Genomic DNA, 13,890 nt, shown 5'->3' on the forward strand with positions numbered 1-13,890 from the left:
CGATGATCCCCGCGATAGCCAGCCGCATCCCCCTGGTCCGCCGCACCAAGGCGCCCGCGCTCCCCTTGGAGGAGCGCATCAACCACCTCACCGGGCTGACCGTCGCGCCCGCAGGTGCGAGCCACCACGACCTGGTGGCCCGCGCCTGCGGGGTCCTCAACTACGCCGCGCTCATCGCCTCCGACGTCGGTCTGCCCGACCTGGCCGCCGACCTGTGCTGGCGCCAGCACCAGGTCTTCGCCGACGCCGGACGCCTGAGCGGACCGATCGGGGTCATGTCGCTAATGCCGCTGGTCAACCTCTCCCGGCTGCTGACCCGTGACGGCCAGGGTGAGGCCGCCTACGACCTACTGGTCCGCCTCAACCACGCCGCGCGGCAGCGGGAGAAGACCGAGATCGACGGACGCGCCGTCGACCTGTCGGCCCTGACCGGCACGGACGAGGAGTACCGCACGGTGTGCCAGGAACTGTGGGTCACGCTGCTCGTGGACGGCGCCCGCGCTCTCGCCCGCGTCGGCCGGTGGACCGCCGCGGCAGAGGCCATGGCCCAGCACCGCGGCATCGGTAACCGACTCCTCGACGGCCGCCAGATCAAGATCATGGCCCTGATGGAACAGGGCCTGGACCAGCAGGCCCGCGAATTGATCGACACCACCCAGCCCACGGAGCCCTGGGAGAGGACCATCGCCCTCCTCCTGCACGCCCACTGCCGCCCCGCAGACACACCTGTCGCCGAAGCCGCCCTCGACCACACCCTGCACGAAGCCGCCCGGCTCCTTGCCCACCCCGACCCCTCAACCGCCGCCTTCCAGACCCGGACGGCCCTCTCAGCCCTCGAACTGGAGCCCGCCGGGCGGCACACCACCCCCATGCTCGACGCCCTCGTCGACATCGCCCGACTCGACGCCTACGCCGCCCGCGACGTACTGCATCATCCCGCCGCCGCATCCGCCTTGGGCACCGGCCCGACAGACGTCCTTGGCACGGTGATCACAGCGGCAGGACTGGGAGCACGCTCCCTGCCGGCCCACCACCACGAGGCTCTGACCGGCGCGGTCGCCCATGCCGAGACAGAGCTGGAAAGGCTGCTGGAGGCCGAGCGCGACCTCAGCCAATCGGAAAACCGGCCGGGATGACCTGCCGCATCACCTCACAGCACGGCGGTGTCAGCGTTTCGGCCACTTCGGGCGCGGAGCCGCTCCCCACCACACCAGGGATCCCGGCCCCGCAGGGCCTCCTCGCACCGGAAATAGCGGCCTCCCCAGCACGACCGAATGACGTGTGTTCGAAATCGCTACCGGGGTCGTTGATTCTCACGACTCTGCCGCAGCGACCGTCCCAGGGGGAACGATGACCTCGGCCATTACGCAGGATCAGCCGGCAAAACCACCGAAGGGCGCTTCTCAGGATGACTCACTGCAAGAGGCCGATGTTCGAGAGGAGGAGTACCTCTACCGCGACCAGTCCCGGCTCCAGGCCGGTTCCCTGCTGACGTCCCGCACCATGGCACGGCGCCTTCCCTCGCTCGTACGGCGCTCGGTGCAGATGGCCTGGCGGGTGGACCGCGGCGCAACCGTCGGACTGCTGGTGTGCCAGATCGGAACGGGCGTCCTCGCAGCCCTTGGCCTTCTGGCCGTCACGGGCACGATCACCGCGTTGATTTCCTCTGGTGACATCACCAAGCGGCTGTGGGACGCCGCCCCGCAGCTGGCCGTCATCGCCGTCGCCACTGGTCTGCGCGCCCTGCTGGGTATCACCGTCGTCTGGCTGACCGGCCGACTGCGCCCGGTGCTCGGCCGGGCTGCGGAGCTGACGATGATCGAGGCCGCGCTCGGCGCGGAACTGGCCGCGAACAACAAGCCCGGCTACAACGACGCCTACGACATCGCCGACCGCGGCGCCCAGGTCACCCCCGACCTCGTGGAAGAAGCACAGGACGTCATCGCGGCGACCGCGACGCTCGTGGCCGGCGCGACAGTGCTGACCGTCCTGCACCCGCTGCTCCTTCCCCTCCTCATTCTCGCGTGTCTGCCGCAGGCCGCCGCCTACGTCCGTTCCGCCCGCGTGATCTACCTCACCGGGCTGGAGACCTCCGGGCGGCGCCGGATGCTGGCAAAGCTGCGCTGGCACATGGCCTACGTCGAGTCCAGCGAGGAGATGCGTGCCTGTCTGGCCGGCCCCTTTCTGATCGGTCGGTACCGGCGGCTGGCCGCCTCGGTCAACGCGGCCGAACGCAAGGCCGCGAACACGGGCGCGTGGATGGGTCTGGCTGGGGCCCTCACCGGCGGGATGGCCTCGACCGCGGTGTGGGCGGCGCTGCTGTGGCTGCTGGCCTCGGGCCGTATGAGCTTGGCGGCTGGCGGTGGCGCCGTCTTCGCCCTGCAGACGGCCACCGGCTCGGTACGCGGCATCATCAACGGCGGGGCCCGCCTGGTGCGCACCGGCTGGTACGTGCAGGACTGGCAGAACTTCCTCGACAACGCCCACGGCCAGGCCATGACCGACTCCCGCGGCACCGCCGTCCTGCCTGCGGTCCCGGAGCGTTTCGAGGTACGCGACGTCACCTACCGCTACGACGACGCCCCGAAGGACAGCGTCAGCGGCGTATCCCTCCACGTGAACCGCGGCGAGATCGTGGCCCTGGTCGGGGAGAACGGCTCCGGCAAGACGACCCTCTCCCGTCTGCTGTGCGGACTACTCCTGCCCACGGAAGGCGAAGTGGCCTGGGACCACGCCTCCACGGCGGACCTCGACCCGTGGAGTTCGTGGGAGCACGTCGCGCTGGTCCCTCAGAAGTTCACGTACCTGCCGCTGACGATGCGCGACAACATCACCCTCGGGCAGGGCGACACCAGCGACGCGGCCCTGCTCGCCGCATGCGAGGCGTCCGGTGCTGCGGAGATGCTACCGAGCCTCCGCTCCGGCCTGAACACCCTCCTGACCAGCGAGTGGTTCGGCGGGCAGCAGCTCTCCGGCGGGCAGTGGCAGCGCCTAGTCCTCACCCGTGCCTTCCACCGGAAGGCTGCGCTGCTGGTGATGGATGAACCCACAGCCGCCCTCGACGCCCGCGCTGAGCACCGCATCTTCTCCGGCCTGCGCGAACTGGCCAAGGACCGCGCCATTCTGCTGATCACGCACCGGCTCACCAACGTGGCCGTGGCCGACCGGATCGTGGTCCTGGACGAAGGACGGATCGTCCAGGAAGGCACCTATCACCACCTCACCCAGGAGCCGGGGCTCTTTCGGTCCCTGTGGGAGTTGCAGCGCCGGATGAGCGGCGGCGCTACCTGATCACCGCTCGCCGGCCGCAACGGACATACCGCATCCAACGGAGGCACGCGTGTCTGACGACACCCAACAGACGATCCCAGCCGTCCCGAGACCAGCGGCAGTCGGTGAACCGCAGGAACACCACATGCACCTACTCCCGCGGTACTACCGCCAAGTGGAGGCAGGCCGCAAGACGATCGAAGTGAGGGTGGCCACCCTGCAGAAGCGCGCCGTTGCAGTCGGTGACGCGGTCGTCTTCCACGACCGGGGCACCGGGCGGGAACTCGACGTCATCGTGAAGCGGATCGCCCCGTACGACTCCTTCGAAGATCTGCTCAGCTCGGAGGACCCCGCGCGCATCGCCCCGGATAGGCCGCCCGGCGAGCTGCTCGCCAACCTCCGCAGCATCTACCCGCCGGCCAAGGAAGCGCTCGGCGTCCTCGCCCTCGAATTCGACCACCGCCCTGCACGGCCGGGCCGCCCGATGCCGATGACACCCGCGCAGTACGCGGCGACCGTCCCCCACCACACGGTGTACGGCTGTCTGTACATCCGCGACGAACGTGACCGGCCTGTCCAACTGCGTTCGGTTTACGGCTCGCGACTCTGGCAGTTCCCGGGCGGCAACCTCGACGTCCAAACAGAGGACCCACTGCAGACCGCTCGTCGCGAAGCAGTCGAAGAGACCGGCCTTGAACTCGGCCAGGATGCGCCGAGGCTGCTTCTGACGCACTTCGTGCACGCCGGGCCCCGCCTGCCGCTGAACAAGGTGGGGCTCATCTTCGACGGAGGCCAGCTGGCCACGGGTCAGCTCGACCGGATCCGCCTCGACCCCACCGAACACGACATGTGGGCCGTCCACGACCTCGCCACCTGGCAGGAACTGATGACACCGCGCGACTTCGCCCGTCTCGACGCCATCGAGCGAGCCCGGCGCGGCGAAGGTCCCGCCTACCTCAGCACGCACACCTGAACGGCAGCCGCACCCACCTAGGAGGCATCGTGACCGCCGAGCGAGGCGACTGTGAGCTATTGCGGCATGGTCGCGACCAGTGTGTCGCGTCCAGTTCCGACGAATCCAGAAAGGGTGTCCTCATGCCCGGGGAGGCTGCCGCCCACACCACCCCCCGGTGATCTTCCGCCCCTATCCGACGAAGGAGCCCGTGTGTCTCTCTCCCCACCTGGTCCGAACCTGTACGCGTCCTGGGAGGCGCTCGCCGATGGACTGCAGGTCCAGCGTCTGGCCCTGCACCTACCGCAGCTTCGCGAGCAACTCCTCAGACCGCCCAGCAGCATCGCGTTGTTCACGCAGACGCGGCCGAGCGTGCTGATCGTGCGCCCCGTCACCCTTGTCGAACCGGCGGCCGAGGCTGTGATCGACCAGGCCGGCCTTGCGCACTGGCTGCGCATGCCGGCCGAATACGGAACGGCCGACGCCGGGACGAACCCCTTGTCCGCGAGTGCCGATCAAGTCGCCGTCACCCTGCTCGACGGCGTCACCCATCCGGTCGTCCGCGCTGCAGTAGCCGCCGTGTGCTCCGCGTCGGCTTGGTGGGCGGGCGCGTTCGCTGTCATCCGGCACCTCGGCGTTCACCACACCTCCCTCCAGCCCGTCGATACCGCGATCACCCTGGAGACGCTGCAGAGGGCGACGAGTGTCGTGGCATTCGGCACCGCCCAGCGGATCCTCGCCGCGCAGTTGCGCACCACGCCGGCGGACGAGGCCGTACGCATGGCTTACTGCCACGCGCTCACCGAGAGCATCGTCATCGAGGGCAGGCTTCCCGACCTGCTGGAGCAGCTGGGCGAGCTGCGGCTGGTCGATCTGGTGTCGACGTCGATCCCGTGGCGCGGCCGGTTCACGAAGTACGCCGGGGGCACCGGCGCCGGACAGGTGGAGTAAGCCGATGGACCGCTATCCCTTCATCGTCGTCGAGGGTCTGGACGGCACCGGCAAGACGACCCTGCGTAAGGGCCTTTTTCGCCTCTTCGAGGGCCTCTTCCGCGTCACGCCGCTCGCCGTACTGACCACCAACTTTCTCAACCCGGCCGTCGCGCTGGACCTGGTGGAGGGCAAGTACCAGCCCACCGAGGAGAATCGGGACGGTTACCTCGAGGCGCTCGCAGCCGACAAGCAGGCCACCGCCGACCGGCTGATCTCTCCTTCGCTGCCGGCCCGCCCGGTCATCGCGGATCGGTGGCTGCTGTCCGAGCTGGCCTTCTTCGCCGTCAAGCACGACCGCCCGCCGAAGGAGACCTACGCCCAACTCACCAAGCAGCTCCGGCTGATCCCCGACCTGACGCTCGTGCTGGACACCAAGCCCGAGACAGCGATGGACCGGGCCGCCGACCGCCCCGGTGACGCCACCCGTCCCGACTGGGACGTGATGGACGTCCAAGCCAGAGTCCGAGAGGTCTACCAGTCGGTGACCGGCGCGCCTGCCGCGTTCCCCGCCCTGGGAAGGGTCGTCCGGATTAACGCCGCACAGGACCGCGCCACCGTCTTGCTCACCGCCTGGAAGGCCCTGATGCAGCACAGTCTGCTGCCCGATCTTCAAGGAGCCGCGTCGTGACCACGCCCGCCGAGGCCGACATAACCCCGTTCGGAACCCGGCTTGCCGCCGCAGTGGGCGCCCACCGCCCACTGCGGGCGATCGGCGCCGCGAGCGCGGTGGCCGCCCAGGTCGCCGTGGAGACGGGCTTCGACGCCTTATGGGTGTCCGGCCTGGAGGTCTCCACGGCCTTGGGGCTGCCGGATGAGAACGTCCTGGGTCCGCGTGACCTGGCGGACACCGTCCTCGCCCTCACGCGCACGGCGGCGCTGCCGGTAATCGTGGACATCGACAACGCCGGGGGCACCCCGGCCGCCGCCCGCCGGTTCGCCGGCGACCTCGCCCGCGCGGGAGCCGCCGCCCTCTGCCTGGAGGACAGCGCCTATCCCAAAGTCAACAGCTTCGCCCTGCACCGCAGCCAGGGGCTCGCTCACATCGAGACGGTGGCCGAACAGCTCGCGGCGATCCGCGGTACGGCTGACACCGGGGTGACCCTGATCGCACGGACCGAGGCCCTGATCTGCGGGGCGAGTGTGGCGGAAGCAATGGAACGGGCCACCACGTACGCGGCATGTGGCGCGGACGCGGTGCTCATCCACTCCAAGGACCCCACCGGTCAGCAGGCCCTGGCCACGGCCGCGGCCTGGACGGGCACCGTGCCGCTGGTGACCGTGCCCACCGCGTTCGCGCACCTGTCTCCAGACGATCTTGGCGCGGCCGGATTCGGCCTGGTCATCTACGCCAACCAGCTCTCGCGCGCCGCGCTTGCGGCGATGCGTCGCGTCGCCTCCTCCTTCCAGACGACGGGCTCCTTCACCGCCGATGGAACGCCGCTGTCAGACGTCGCTGATCTCCTTCAGATCGCCGACCCTGCTGCCCGCGCCTGCCTGTAACAGACGCCCAGGCTCCCTGCTCCACCACCGTTCGCTCTGCTCCAACCCCGCACCACCAGCATTCGCCGGGCAGTCAGCCGCGGCGAAGTCTACGAGGGAAGGAAAGCACTGCGCTATGACACCTCTGCCCCGCATCAGCGTGTCGGTCAAGGCCGCGATCGTGCACCAGGGTCGCATCCTGCTCATGTCGTACGACGACCACTCCGGCTTCCACTACAACCTGCCCGGTGGAAAGGCCCAAGAGGGCGAACCGTTGCGCGATGCGGTTGTGCGCAAGGTCGAGCAGGAGACTGGCCTGCGGGTCCGCACCTCACGGCTGCTGTTCGTCGTCGAGTACGTCCCCGAGCAGTACGACGACGAATTCGGCACCGTACACAAGACCCAGCACAACTTCCTCGCCGAGCTGCTCGACGAGGACACCACCCCGCGCAAGTCCGACCCGCCCGACCCGATCCAGGTCGGCTTCGAGTGGGTGCCGCTGGAGGAGTTGGGCGGCAAGTACCTACTGCCGCGGGTCAACCAGCAGCTGCTTGACGCGATCGCCGGGGTCCCGGCCGACCGCGACGTCCTCGTGGACAGGTGGTGACCGTGCATCCCCGTCCCGCTTCCATCGCGCTGATCCTCCCGGAACTGCACGACTGGCTCCTCGAACACCACGGCGACACCGTGGATGCCGATCGCCTGCCCGCCATCCGTACCGAACTCGAACAGCTAGCCGTCCGTGACGTGCCCGGAGCCGTGGTGGAACTCGGCTGCTACCAAGGCGCCATGGCGTTATGGATGCGCACCGTCTTGGACGTCACCGGACAGCACCAGCGCGCGGTTCACGTCTACGACTCCTTCCAGGGGCTGCCCGAACGCGGAGCAAAAGACCCGGACCTGTTCAAAGCCGGCTGCCTCCGTGCCGAGCCGGAACAGGTCCTTGCCCTCCACGATCGCTGGGGCCGCACCGCGCCGGTGATCCACCCTGGCTGGTTCGCCGACACCCTCCCCGACCAGCTCCCTGACAAGATCGCTTTCGCCTACCTGGACGGCGACTACTACGAATCCATCCACACCTGTCTGACCGCGTGTGTCCCGCGCATAGCCCCCGGCGGCACGCTGATCGTCGACGACTACGCCGACCTGGAGGCGAACCCGAAGGCATGGAACGGGCTGCCCGGTGTCAAGGCAGCGTGTGAGGACTACTTCCGTGCTCCCTCCCCGCTGGAGGTGATCGCCGGCGCTGGGGACCTGGCCTTCGGCCGCTACACCGCGCCTGTCGTCGGGACGCAGCAGTGAGTACGGTGCACGAGGCACCGCTGCTTGTGAGCATGCGGGGCGCGGCCGACACCGTCCTGCTGCAGCGGCATCTGCCCGGCTGCGCGATCCGGGAGATCACCGCGCTCGCCTCGGTGGACCCGAAGCTCGCCTGCCGGGCTGAGGTGCTGGTGCTGCGGTCGGGTCACCGGCTGGGCGCCGAGCGGCTGACTGATTGGCCGAGGCTGCGGCATGTGATTCGGGCCGGGTCGGGCCTGGACGGCATCGACGTCCAGGGCCTGACCGCCCGGGGCGTCACCGTGCACCGCAACCCGGATCCGGCCGCCGACGCGGTCGCCGAATGGGCCCTGGCCGCCCTCCTCGCACTCGCCCGCCGGATCCCGTACGGACATGCCGCCCTGCTGCAAGGACGGCATGCGAAGCAGGACTGCCTCGCTCCGCCGCTTTCCGGGATGCGGGCGGCGATCTGGGGCGCTGGGCCCGTCGGTCGGGCCTGCGCGAAGGCGCTCGCTCCGCACGTCGCTGAGATCGCCTTCGCGGCCCGCAGCGGCCTACCAGACACTTTTCCTGCACGGCCCGGCAGTGAATTGCCGGTGTGGGCAGACGCTCATGTCGTGGCGCTCCCGCTCACCGACGAGAACAGAGGCAGGTTCGGGACCGAGTTCCTCGTCGCAGCACGGGAACGGTGGCCGCTGCTGATCTGTGTCGGCCGCCTCGGCACTCTCGACGTCACAGCCTGCCTGCGCGCACTCGCCGACGGCGGCCTCGGCGGCCTCGCCCTCGATCCCGTTGAGGAAGCCGATCTGCCGCTGTGGTCCGGCAAGGCCGTGCCCGGTCCGCTGAACCTGGTCGCCACCCCGCACATCGGTGCCCAGCGTCACGATGTCCGTGCCCTCCTCGACCGCTGGGTCGCCACCACCGCCGCCGATGTGCTGGCCGGTGCAGGAAGGAGCGTCCGATGACCGCCGTGCCGTGGCTGGAGAGTCGGCTCAACGTCGCCGAGCAGACCGCAGCCAGTCTGGCCGACGAGTACGCGGACGCCGCGGTGTGGCTGGTGGGCGCGCTCGCCGAGGGCCTGGCCCACCAACACAGTGATGTGGACCTGCTCCTGATCACTCCGGGAGCCGTCGCCGGGCCGGGCTCCCGCCTCGTCGATGGCATCCGCGTCGACGTACGGTCGGTGAGTCAGAGCGCTGTGGACGACTGGCGCACCCTGCTCGACGAGTTCACCGTGACCCGCCACGACATCGCCACGTTCCGCGCGGTCCGGGCCCGGCTGAGCGACCTCACCCTCCTGCGGACGGCCCGCCCGCTCACTCACTCACCAGCTAGGGCGGCGGTCTTGGAGCCCGAGCAGCAGGCCACCTACCAACGGTGGGCGCTCGCGGACCGCTGCGAGGCCGCGGCGAGCCTGGCCGAGGACCTGCTCGGTCTGGCCCAGGCGGGCCTGTATCCGCACGCCGACCTGGTATGGAACCAGCTCGCCCGCGTCGTCGCCCAGGCAGAAACCGTCGCCGCCGGCGCCCCACTGCTCGGAGAGAAGTGGCTGCCCAGCCTGTTGAGCAGAAACGAGGCCCGCTTCAGGCCCGTTCCGCCCCTGCCTGAGCCGCGGTGGGTGAGCGCCGCAGCGCACAGTCCCTTCTTCGCCTCCGTCCAGGCCCGTCTTGCCGGCGCCCTGCTCACGCTCTGGCCCACCATCGCAGAACCCGAGCCGGTCGACGAGGCGCGGCTCGGCGGCTTCGGCTGGCTGCCGCAGCGCTACAGCGACGGCTGGTTCCTGCGCCGCTGCGACGAACGCGTCCCGCTCTCCCATGGCCGAATGCGCACCTGGCAGCAGGCCGCCGCACGACGCGCCCACACCTGACCCACTCACCTCGACCCGTAATCGGGGAGGCCCCGATGCCACGCACGCTCACCAACCCCACAACGATCGCCGGCACCCAGGTGTGGCGGCCCCTGGAGGACACAGACCAGACTGCTGCAGTCTCCGTCGTCCTCAAGCTGCGCGGCGAGACCTGCGACATCGACTGCCTGTACTGCTTCGAAAAGCGCAAGCTCGCGCCAGGCGGCGCCCAGATCACCCCGCAGCACATACGTCGCCTCGGCCACATCTTCGGTCAGCGGCCTCTCGCGATCGAACTGCACGGCGGTGAACCCCTGACCGTCGGCAAGCAGGCCATGGCCGATCTCCTCGACGAACTCGCAGCCCAGACCACCGTGCACCGCGTCCACCTGCAGACCAACGGCCTGCGGTTGGACGGCGAGTGGCTCGACCTCTTCGACGCCCACTACCCGACCCTGCATATCGGCATCTCCCTGGACGGCGACGAACAGGGCAACTCCTGGCGCGTCGGCTACGACGGCACCGCGATCTACCCGCACATTGTGAAGGCGCTGAACCTGCTCGCCGAGCGCAAACGCACCTGCGGCATCGTCACCGTGGTCACCCCCGCCGTCCTAGGCCGCGCCGCGGAAGTCATCGATCACATCGCCGCCTTCGACGCCGTGCGCGCCGTGCACCTCCTGCCCGCCTTCGACACCACCGTCACCCGGCCGCTCAAGTCCACCGGCCGGCGTACCAGCCCGAGCCGCCGGCTCCAGGCCGAAGCGATCAGCGTCGACGGCCCGGCCTGGGCGATCACTCCCGCCCAGTACGCCGAGTTCATTCTCGACGCCACGGCCCGCTGGATCGGCGCCGGCCATTTCCGTCGGATCAAACTCGACCCGGCCGTCGCCACCATCCGCCGCCTCAAGGGCCTGGACACCTCCCACTGCCATTTCTCCGCGCACAAGTGCTCCCACGTCTTCACCGCCTACCCCGACGGCCGCTTCGGCTCCTGCGACGAACTTCCCTGGCCCCAGGCCCATCTGCTCCCGCTCACCGCCGCACGCGGCGAGACGGACATCACCGACGCCCAGCACGCCAACCGGTTGCTCACCTCCGGGCGGCACCTGATGACCAAGTGCGCCTCCTGCCCGTACCAGGCGATCTGCGGCGGTGGGTGCACCGCGACCCGCTGGCGCATGGCCAAGGCGACCGGCAGCGACGACGCGTACTGCGACCACCGGGCCCGGCTCATCGACGGCATGGCCCATCTTCTCGCCGCCCCCGACCACCCGTCCGGCGCCCACTGCCTCCGCGCCCACTGGCGGGCCACCACCCCGAATGTCATGGACAACGTCCACGCCTTCCTCGCCCGCTGGGACGATCCCACAGCCCTCCGCGCCCCGGTCCGGCTCCGGCGCAGCAAGCACGGAAACATCAACGCCGTCGGACTGCCCGGCCCCCACCCCGCCGACGATCTCGACCCGCACCACCCCCAATGGCGCAACGGCATCGAGGACGGGGTGTGGCCCCTGGTCGACACGATCACCAGCAGCTGGAAGGCCGTCACCTACGACTCCTGCCAAGGGCACGCCCACGCGGGCACCGGCCTGGCTCCGTCCACCTTCCGCGTCGGCCTGCTGCCTCGTACCCGCACCGAGTACGCCGCGCTCGCCGCCCGGCTATGCCACGCGCTCGCCGCCGCCGACGGGTACCTGCCCTCCGCCATCACCGCCCACCTCGTCCGCACCGAGCTGACCAGCGCCTGCACCGGGCGCCGTCACCCCGTCCTCAACCTGACCCTCACCCCGGCCCCCGGCAGCACATGGGCCGAGTACTTCACCGGCCTCGACCAGGCCGTGCGCACCCTCACCCACGTCGCCCGCCACAGCCCGGCGGTCACCGGATGCGCCTGCGCACTCCGGCCGCCCCGACCCACCCGGGAGGCACGATGATCCACATAGCGGAGACGCTCACCGTCTCCAGCATCGAGAACTTCCTCACCACCGACGAGATCGCCACCCTCACCACCGTCATGGACAACGTGCTCGGAGATGACGGCGTCCGCCGGTTCGACACCGAGCGCACCACCACCCTGCATTCCATCCCCGGCCACACCAGTGAGCAGGCCATGGCCGTGTACGAGCCCGCCGGCCGCCTCGAGATCCATCCGCCGCCCGAAGCCGTCGCGAAAATCCTCGCCCAGGCCGTCGAGCGGGCTATGCCGGCACTCCGGCGCGCCCTGCCCGCCCTGACCTCGTGCCGAGAATGGATGTACGTCGAGTACGCGCCCGGACAGCACGTCACCCCGCACGTCGACGGCATCGCTCCGCACCCCACCGACCCCATCCGCCAGCTCGCCGGGATCAGCGTCGTCCTCGAACACGCGCAGGCCGGCGGCGAGTTCTTCGTTGAAACCACCTCCGACCCCGCCCTGTGGAGCGACCAGCACGGCGGCACCGGCTACTACCCGGCCATGGCGTTCACCCACGACGGCGCCGACCACTCCGCCGAATGGTTCCGCTCCATGCCACGCACCCGCTGGAACGTGCGTCCGGCAACCGGCACCGCCCTGCTGTACGGCTCCCAGACCACCCACGGCACTGAGCCGGTCCGCGTCGGGCGCGAACGCAAGTTCATCAGCTGGCTGATCAGCGAAGTCTGATGCAGCTATGAGCCCGCCCAACCGCAGCCCGCCCCCTTGTGCGGTGCGCCCCCAACAGTCCAATCCCTGCAACGCCCGGAGGAAGATATGTCAACGACCGATGCGTGCGGCGAGTTCCTCGCCTGCGTGGACCAGCTGCGCGACGACAGTGCCGTGCGCCTGACCGCGCACACCTCCAGCGTCTCCGCTGACGCCTGGAGCGACCCGGACGCCGGCGTCGAGTCGGCCCCGGCCGCCCCGGCGGCGGCCAGCGCCGGCTGATCGACCAAGGCCCAGGGGTCTACCCCCCATCACAGCCCCGGTGCCGGTGCCCTGTCGGGCCCGGCGCTGGGGCCACGCAGCCAAGGAGCCCTCCCGACATGAACATCGCTGCTGTCCTGGACCTGGAACCCATCGCCACCTACCGCCGTGAGCGCACCGCAGCCGTTCTGGAAATCCTCTGCCCGGATCACGCTCCCGCGCCGGGTGGCGAGTCGCTGCCCCTGAACTACGCGGTGGCACACCATCGGCTCGAAGGCGCGGAGAACGCCGCCCGCCGCGGCGACACGACCATGCTGGACTGGTATCGCAACACCTCCGGGGCTGCCCTGACCACCCTGGTCCGCCCCTCCCGCCTTGGTCCACGCATCGTGATAGCGCCGAACGAGGACGAGATGATCCGCGGCCCGCACTCCGACACCCCGTACTACGTGCTCGGCCCCGACACCACCCGCGGCCCCGAATCCCTGGCCGTGCAGACCGACGAAGCCTTCGACTTCATCGGCGCTGCCAGCCTCGGCAAGCTGGTCGCGGCTCACGCCACCGTTATCTGCTTGACCGGTCGGCGCCGCCCCGATCAGACTCTGCGCAGCTTCGCCATCACCCGGCTGCCCGCGACCGTGTTCACGGACCACACCGGCCACGCCTCCGTGCTCGGCCGGGACCTCGTGCACGAAGCCGCCCACAACTGGCTCAACGACGCCTTGGCCGCTCTCCAGGTCACCATCCCCGATGACGAGACCTACTTCTCCCCGTGGCGCGGCACCGAACGGCCCGCGTACGGGTTCCTCCACGCCTGCTTCGCCTTCCCCCTCACCGTCATCTACGCCGCCCAGATCCTGCCCGGCACCTCCGGGACCGGGCACGCCATCCTCGCTGACCATATCCGCCAACAGCGCACTCACCTGGCCGCCGCACAGGACGACTTCACCCGCGCGCTGAAGCTGGTTACCGACCAGAGGTTGCGTGAGCGGATCGACACCGTCTTCCAGCACGCCCGCGTCCTCTGAACTGCCCTCCAGGCTGGAACACTGCGAATCGATCACACACACTCCGGTAACCGCTACGTTCCCCAGGCAGCCTAGCCACATCTGGAGCGGGCCTTGTGCGGAAGTCCTCGCAGGTCAGCGCAAATGGACGGGAGCCCTCGGAAACGCGCTGCGAGCA

14 protein-coding genes are annotated in these 13,890 nt (G+C 69.8%); all 14 read left to right on the forward strand.

The window, feature by feature from the left end; all coding sequences use genetic code 11:
• Window positions 1-2: 2 nt before the first annotated feature.
• The 14 genes from ABT245_RS15975 (at window position 3) to ABT245_RS16040 (ending at window position 13,733) form a co-directional block, all read left to right on the forward strand.
• Window positions 3-1,136 carry a hypothetical protein gene (locus tag ABT245_RS15975; protein ID WP_351733832.1) on the forward strand — a complete coding sequence of 378 codons (1,134 nt, stop codon included), beginning with the start codon at window positions 3-5 and terminating at the stop codon, window positions 1,134-1,136.
• A gap of 214 nt (window positions 1,137-1,350) precedes the next feature.
• Complete coding sequence (locus ABT245_RS15980; protein WP_351733834.1) at window positions 1,351-3,291, forward strand: ATP-binding cassette domain-containing protein; 1,941 nt, start codon at window positions 1,351-1,353, stop codon at window positions 3,289-3,291.
• A 124-nt stretch (window positions 3,292-3,415) separates the two neighbouring features.
• A complete protein-coding gene (locus ABT245_RS15985) occupies window positions 3,416-4,243 on the forward strand; it encodes an NUDIX domain-containing protein (protein WP_351733836.1) in 828 nt (275 codons plus the stop codon).
• A gap of 192 nt (window positions 4,244-4,435) precedes the next feature.
• Complete coding sequence (locus tag ABT245_RS15990; protein WP_351733838.1) at window positions 4,436-5,173, forward strand: hypothetical protein; 738 nt, start codon at window positions 4,436-4,438, stop codon at window positions 5,171-5,173.
• A 4-nt stretch (window positions 5,174-5,177) separates the two neighbouring features.
• Window positions 5,178-5,843 carry a dTMP kinase gene (locus tag ABT245_RS15995; protein ID WP_351733840.1) on the forward strand — a complete coding sequence of 222 codons (666 nt, stop codon included), beginning with the start codon at window positions 5,178-5,180 and terminating at the stop codon, window positions 5,841-5,843.
• Window positions 5,840-6,715, forward strand: coding sequence for an isocitrate lyase/phosphoenolpyruvate mutase family protein (locus ABT245_RS16000; protein WP_351733842.1), 876 nt, complete (start codon window positions 5,840-5,842; stop codon window positions 6,713-6,715). The genes ABT245_RS15995 and ABT245_RS16000 overlap by 4 nt, the downstream gene beginning before the upstream one ends.
• 115 nt (window positions 6,716-6,830) lie before the next feature.
• Window positions 6,831-7,301, forward strand: a complete 471-nt coding sequence (locus ABT245_RS16005; protein ID WP_351733844.1) for an NUDIX domain-containing protein — start codon at window positions 6,831-6,833, stop codon at window positions 7,299-7,301.
• The gene (locus ABT245_RS16010; protein ID WP_351733846.1) at window positions 7,298-7,996 is read left to right on the forward strand and encodes a TylF/MycF/NovP-related O-methyltransferase; all 699 of its coding nucleotides are present in this window, start codon (window positions 7,298-7,300) and stop codon (window positions 7,994-7,996) included. The genes ABT245_RS16005 and ABT245_RS16010 overlap by 4 nt, the downstream gene beginning before the upstream one ends.
• Window positions 7,993-8,937: an NAD(P)-dependent oxidoreductase gene (locus tag ABT245_RS16015; RefSeq protein WP_351733848.1), complete on the forward strand. Its 945-nt coding sequence runs from the start codon at window positions 7,993-7,995 to the stop codon at window positions 8,935-8,937. Before ABT245_RS16010 ends, ABT245_RS16015 begins: the two co-directional genes overlap by 4 nt.
• Complete coding sequence (locus tag ABT245_RS16020) at window positions 8,934-9,839, forward strand: nucleotidyltransferase domain-containing protein (RefSeq protein WP_351733850.1); 906 nt, start codon at window positions 8,934-8,936, stop codon at window positions 9,837-9,839. The genes ABT245_RS16015 and ABT245_RS16020 overlap by 4 nt, the downstream gene beginning before the upstream one ends.
• 35 nt (window positions 9,840-9,874) lie before the next feature.
• Window positions 9,875-11,755, forward strand: a complete 1,881-nt coding sequence (locus tag ABT245_RS16025) for a radical SAM/SPASM domain-containing protein (RefSeq protein ID WP_351733852.1) — start codon at window positions 9,875-9,877, stop codon at window positions 11,753-11,755.
• Window positions 11,752-12,465, forward strand: a complete 714-nt coding sequence (locus ABT245_RS16030; protein ID WP_351733854.1) for a 2OG-Fe(II) oxygenase — start codon at window positions 11,752-11,754, stop codon at window positions 12,463-12,465. The genes ABT245_RS16025 and ABT245_RS16030 overlap by 4 nt, the downstream gene beginning before the upstream one ends.
• A gap of 87 nt (window positions 12,466-12,552) precedes the next feature.
• Window positions 12,553-12,726: a hypothetical protein gene (locus ABT245_RS16035; RefSeq protein WP_351733856.1), complete on the forward strand. Its 174-nt coding sequence runs from the start codon at window positions 12,553-12,555 to the stop codon at window positions 12,724-12,726.
• Window positions 12,727-12,824: 98 nt separating this feature from the next.
• Window positions 12,825-13,733 carry an aKG-HExxH-type peptide beta-hydroxylase gene (locus tag ABT245_RS16040; RefSeq protein ID WP_351733858.1) on the forward strand — a complete coding sequence of 303 codons (909 nt, stop codon included), beginning with the start codon at window positions 12,825-12,827 and terminating at the stop codon, window positions 13,731-13,733.
• Window positions 13,734-13,890 lie beyond the last annotated feature (157 nt).

It is taken from the genome of Streptomyces sp. NPDC001508 (genome assembly GCF_040298665.1).
In the GTDB taxonomy this organism is placed as follows: domain Bacteria; phylum Actinomycetota; class Actinomycetes; order Streptomycetales; family Streptomycetaceae; genus Streptomyces.

Excerpts from the sequence above, each read along its gene's own strand:
- ABT245_RS15980 (WP_351733834.1), top strand. The coding sequence starts at position 1,351 with ATGACCTCGGCCATTACGCAGGATCAGCCGGCAAAACCACCGAAGGGC.
- ABT245_RS16025 (WP_351733852.1), top strand. The coding sequence starts at position 9,875 with ATGCCACGCACGCTCACCAACCCCACAACGATCGCCGGCACCCAGGTG.
- ABT245_RS16030 (WP_351733854.1), top strand. The coding sequence starts at position 11,752 with ATGATCCACATAGCGGAGACGCTCACCGTCTCCAGCATCGAGAACTTC.
- ABT245_RS15985 (WP_351733836.1), top strand. The coding sequence starts at position 3,416 with ATGCACCTACTCCCGCGGTACTACCGCCAAGTGGAGGCAGGCCGCAAG.
- ABT245_RS16035 (WP_351733856.1), top strand. The coding sequence starts at position 12,553 with ATGTCAACGACCGATGCGTGCGGCGAGTTCCTCGCCTGCGTGGACCAG.
- ABT245_RS16040 (WP_351733858.1), top strand. The coding sequence starts at position 12,825 with ATGAACATCGCTGCTGTCCTGGACCTGGAACCCATCGCCACCTACCGC.
- ABT245_RS15975 (WP_351733832.1), top strand. The coding sequence starts at position 3 with ATGATCCCCGCGATAGCCAGCCGCATCCCCCTGGTCCGCCGCACCAAG.
- ABT245_RS16005 (WP_351733844.1), top strand. The coding sequence starts at position 6,831 with ATGACACCTCTGCCCCGCATCAGCGTGTCGGTCAAGGCCGCGATCGTG.
- ABT245_RS16020 (WP_351733850.1), top strand. The coding sequence starts at position 8,934 with ATGACCGCCGTGCCGTGGCTGGAGAGTCGGCTCAACGTCGCCGAGCAG.
- ABT245_RS15995 (WP_351733840.1), top strand. The coding sequence starts at position 5,178 with ATGGACCGCTATCCCTTCATCGTCGTCGAGGGTCTGGACGGCACCGGC.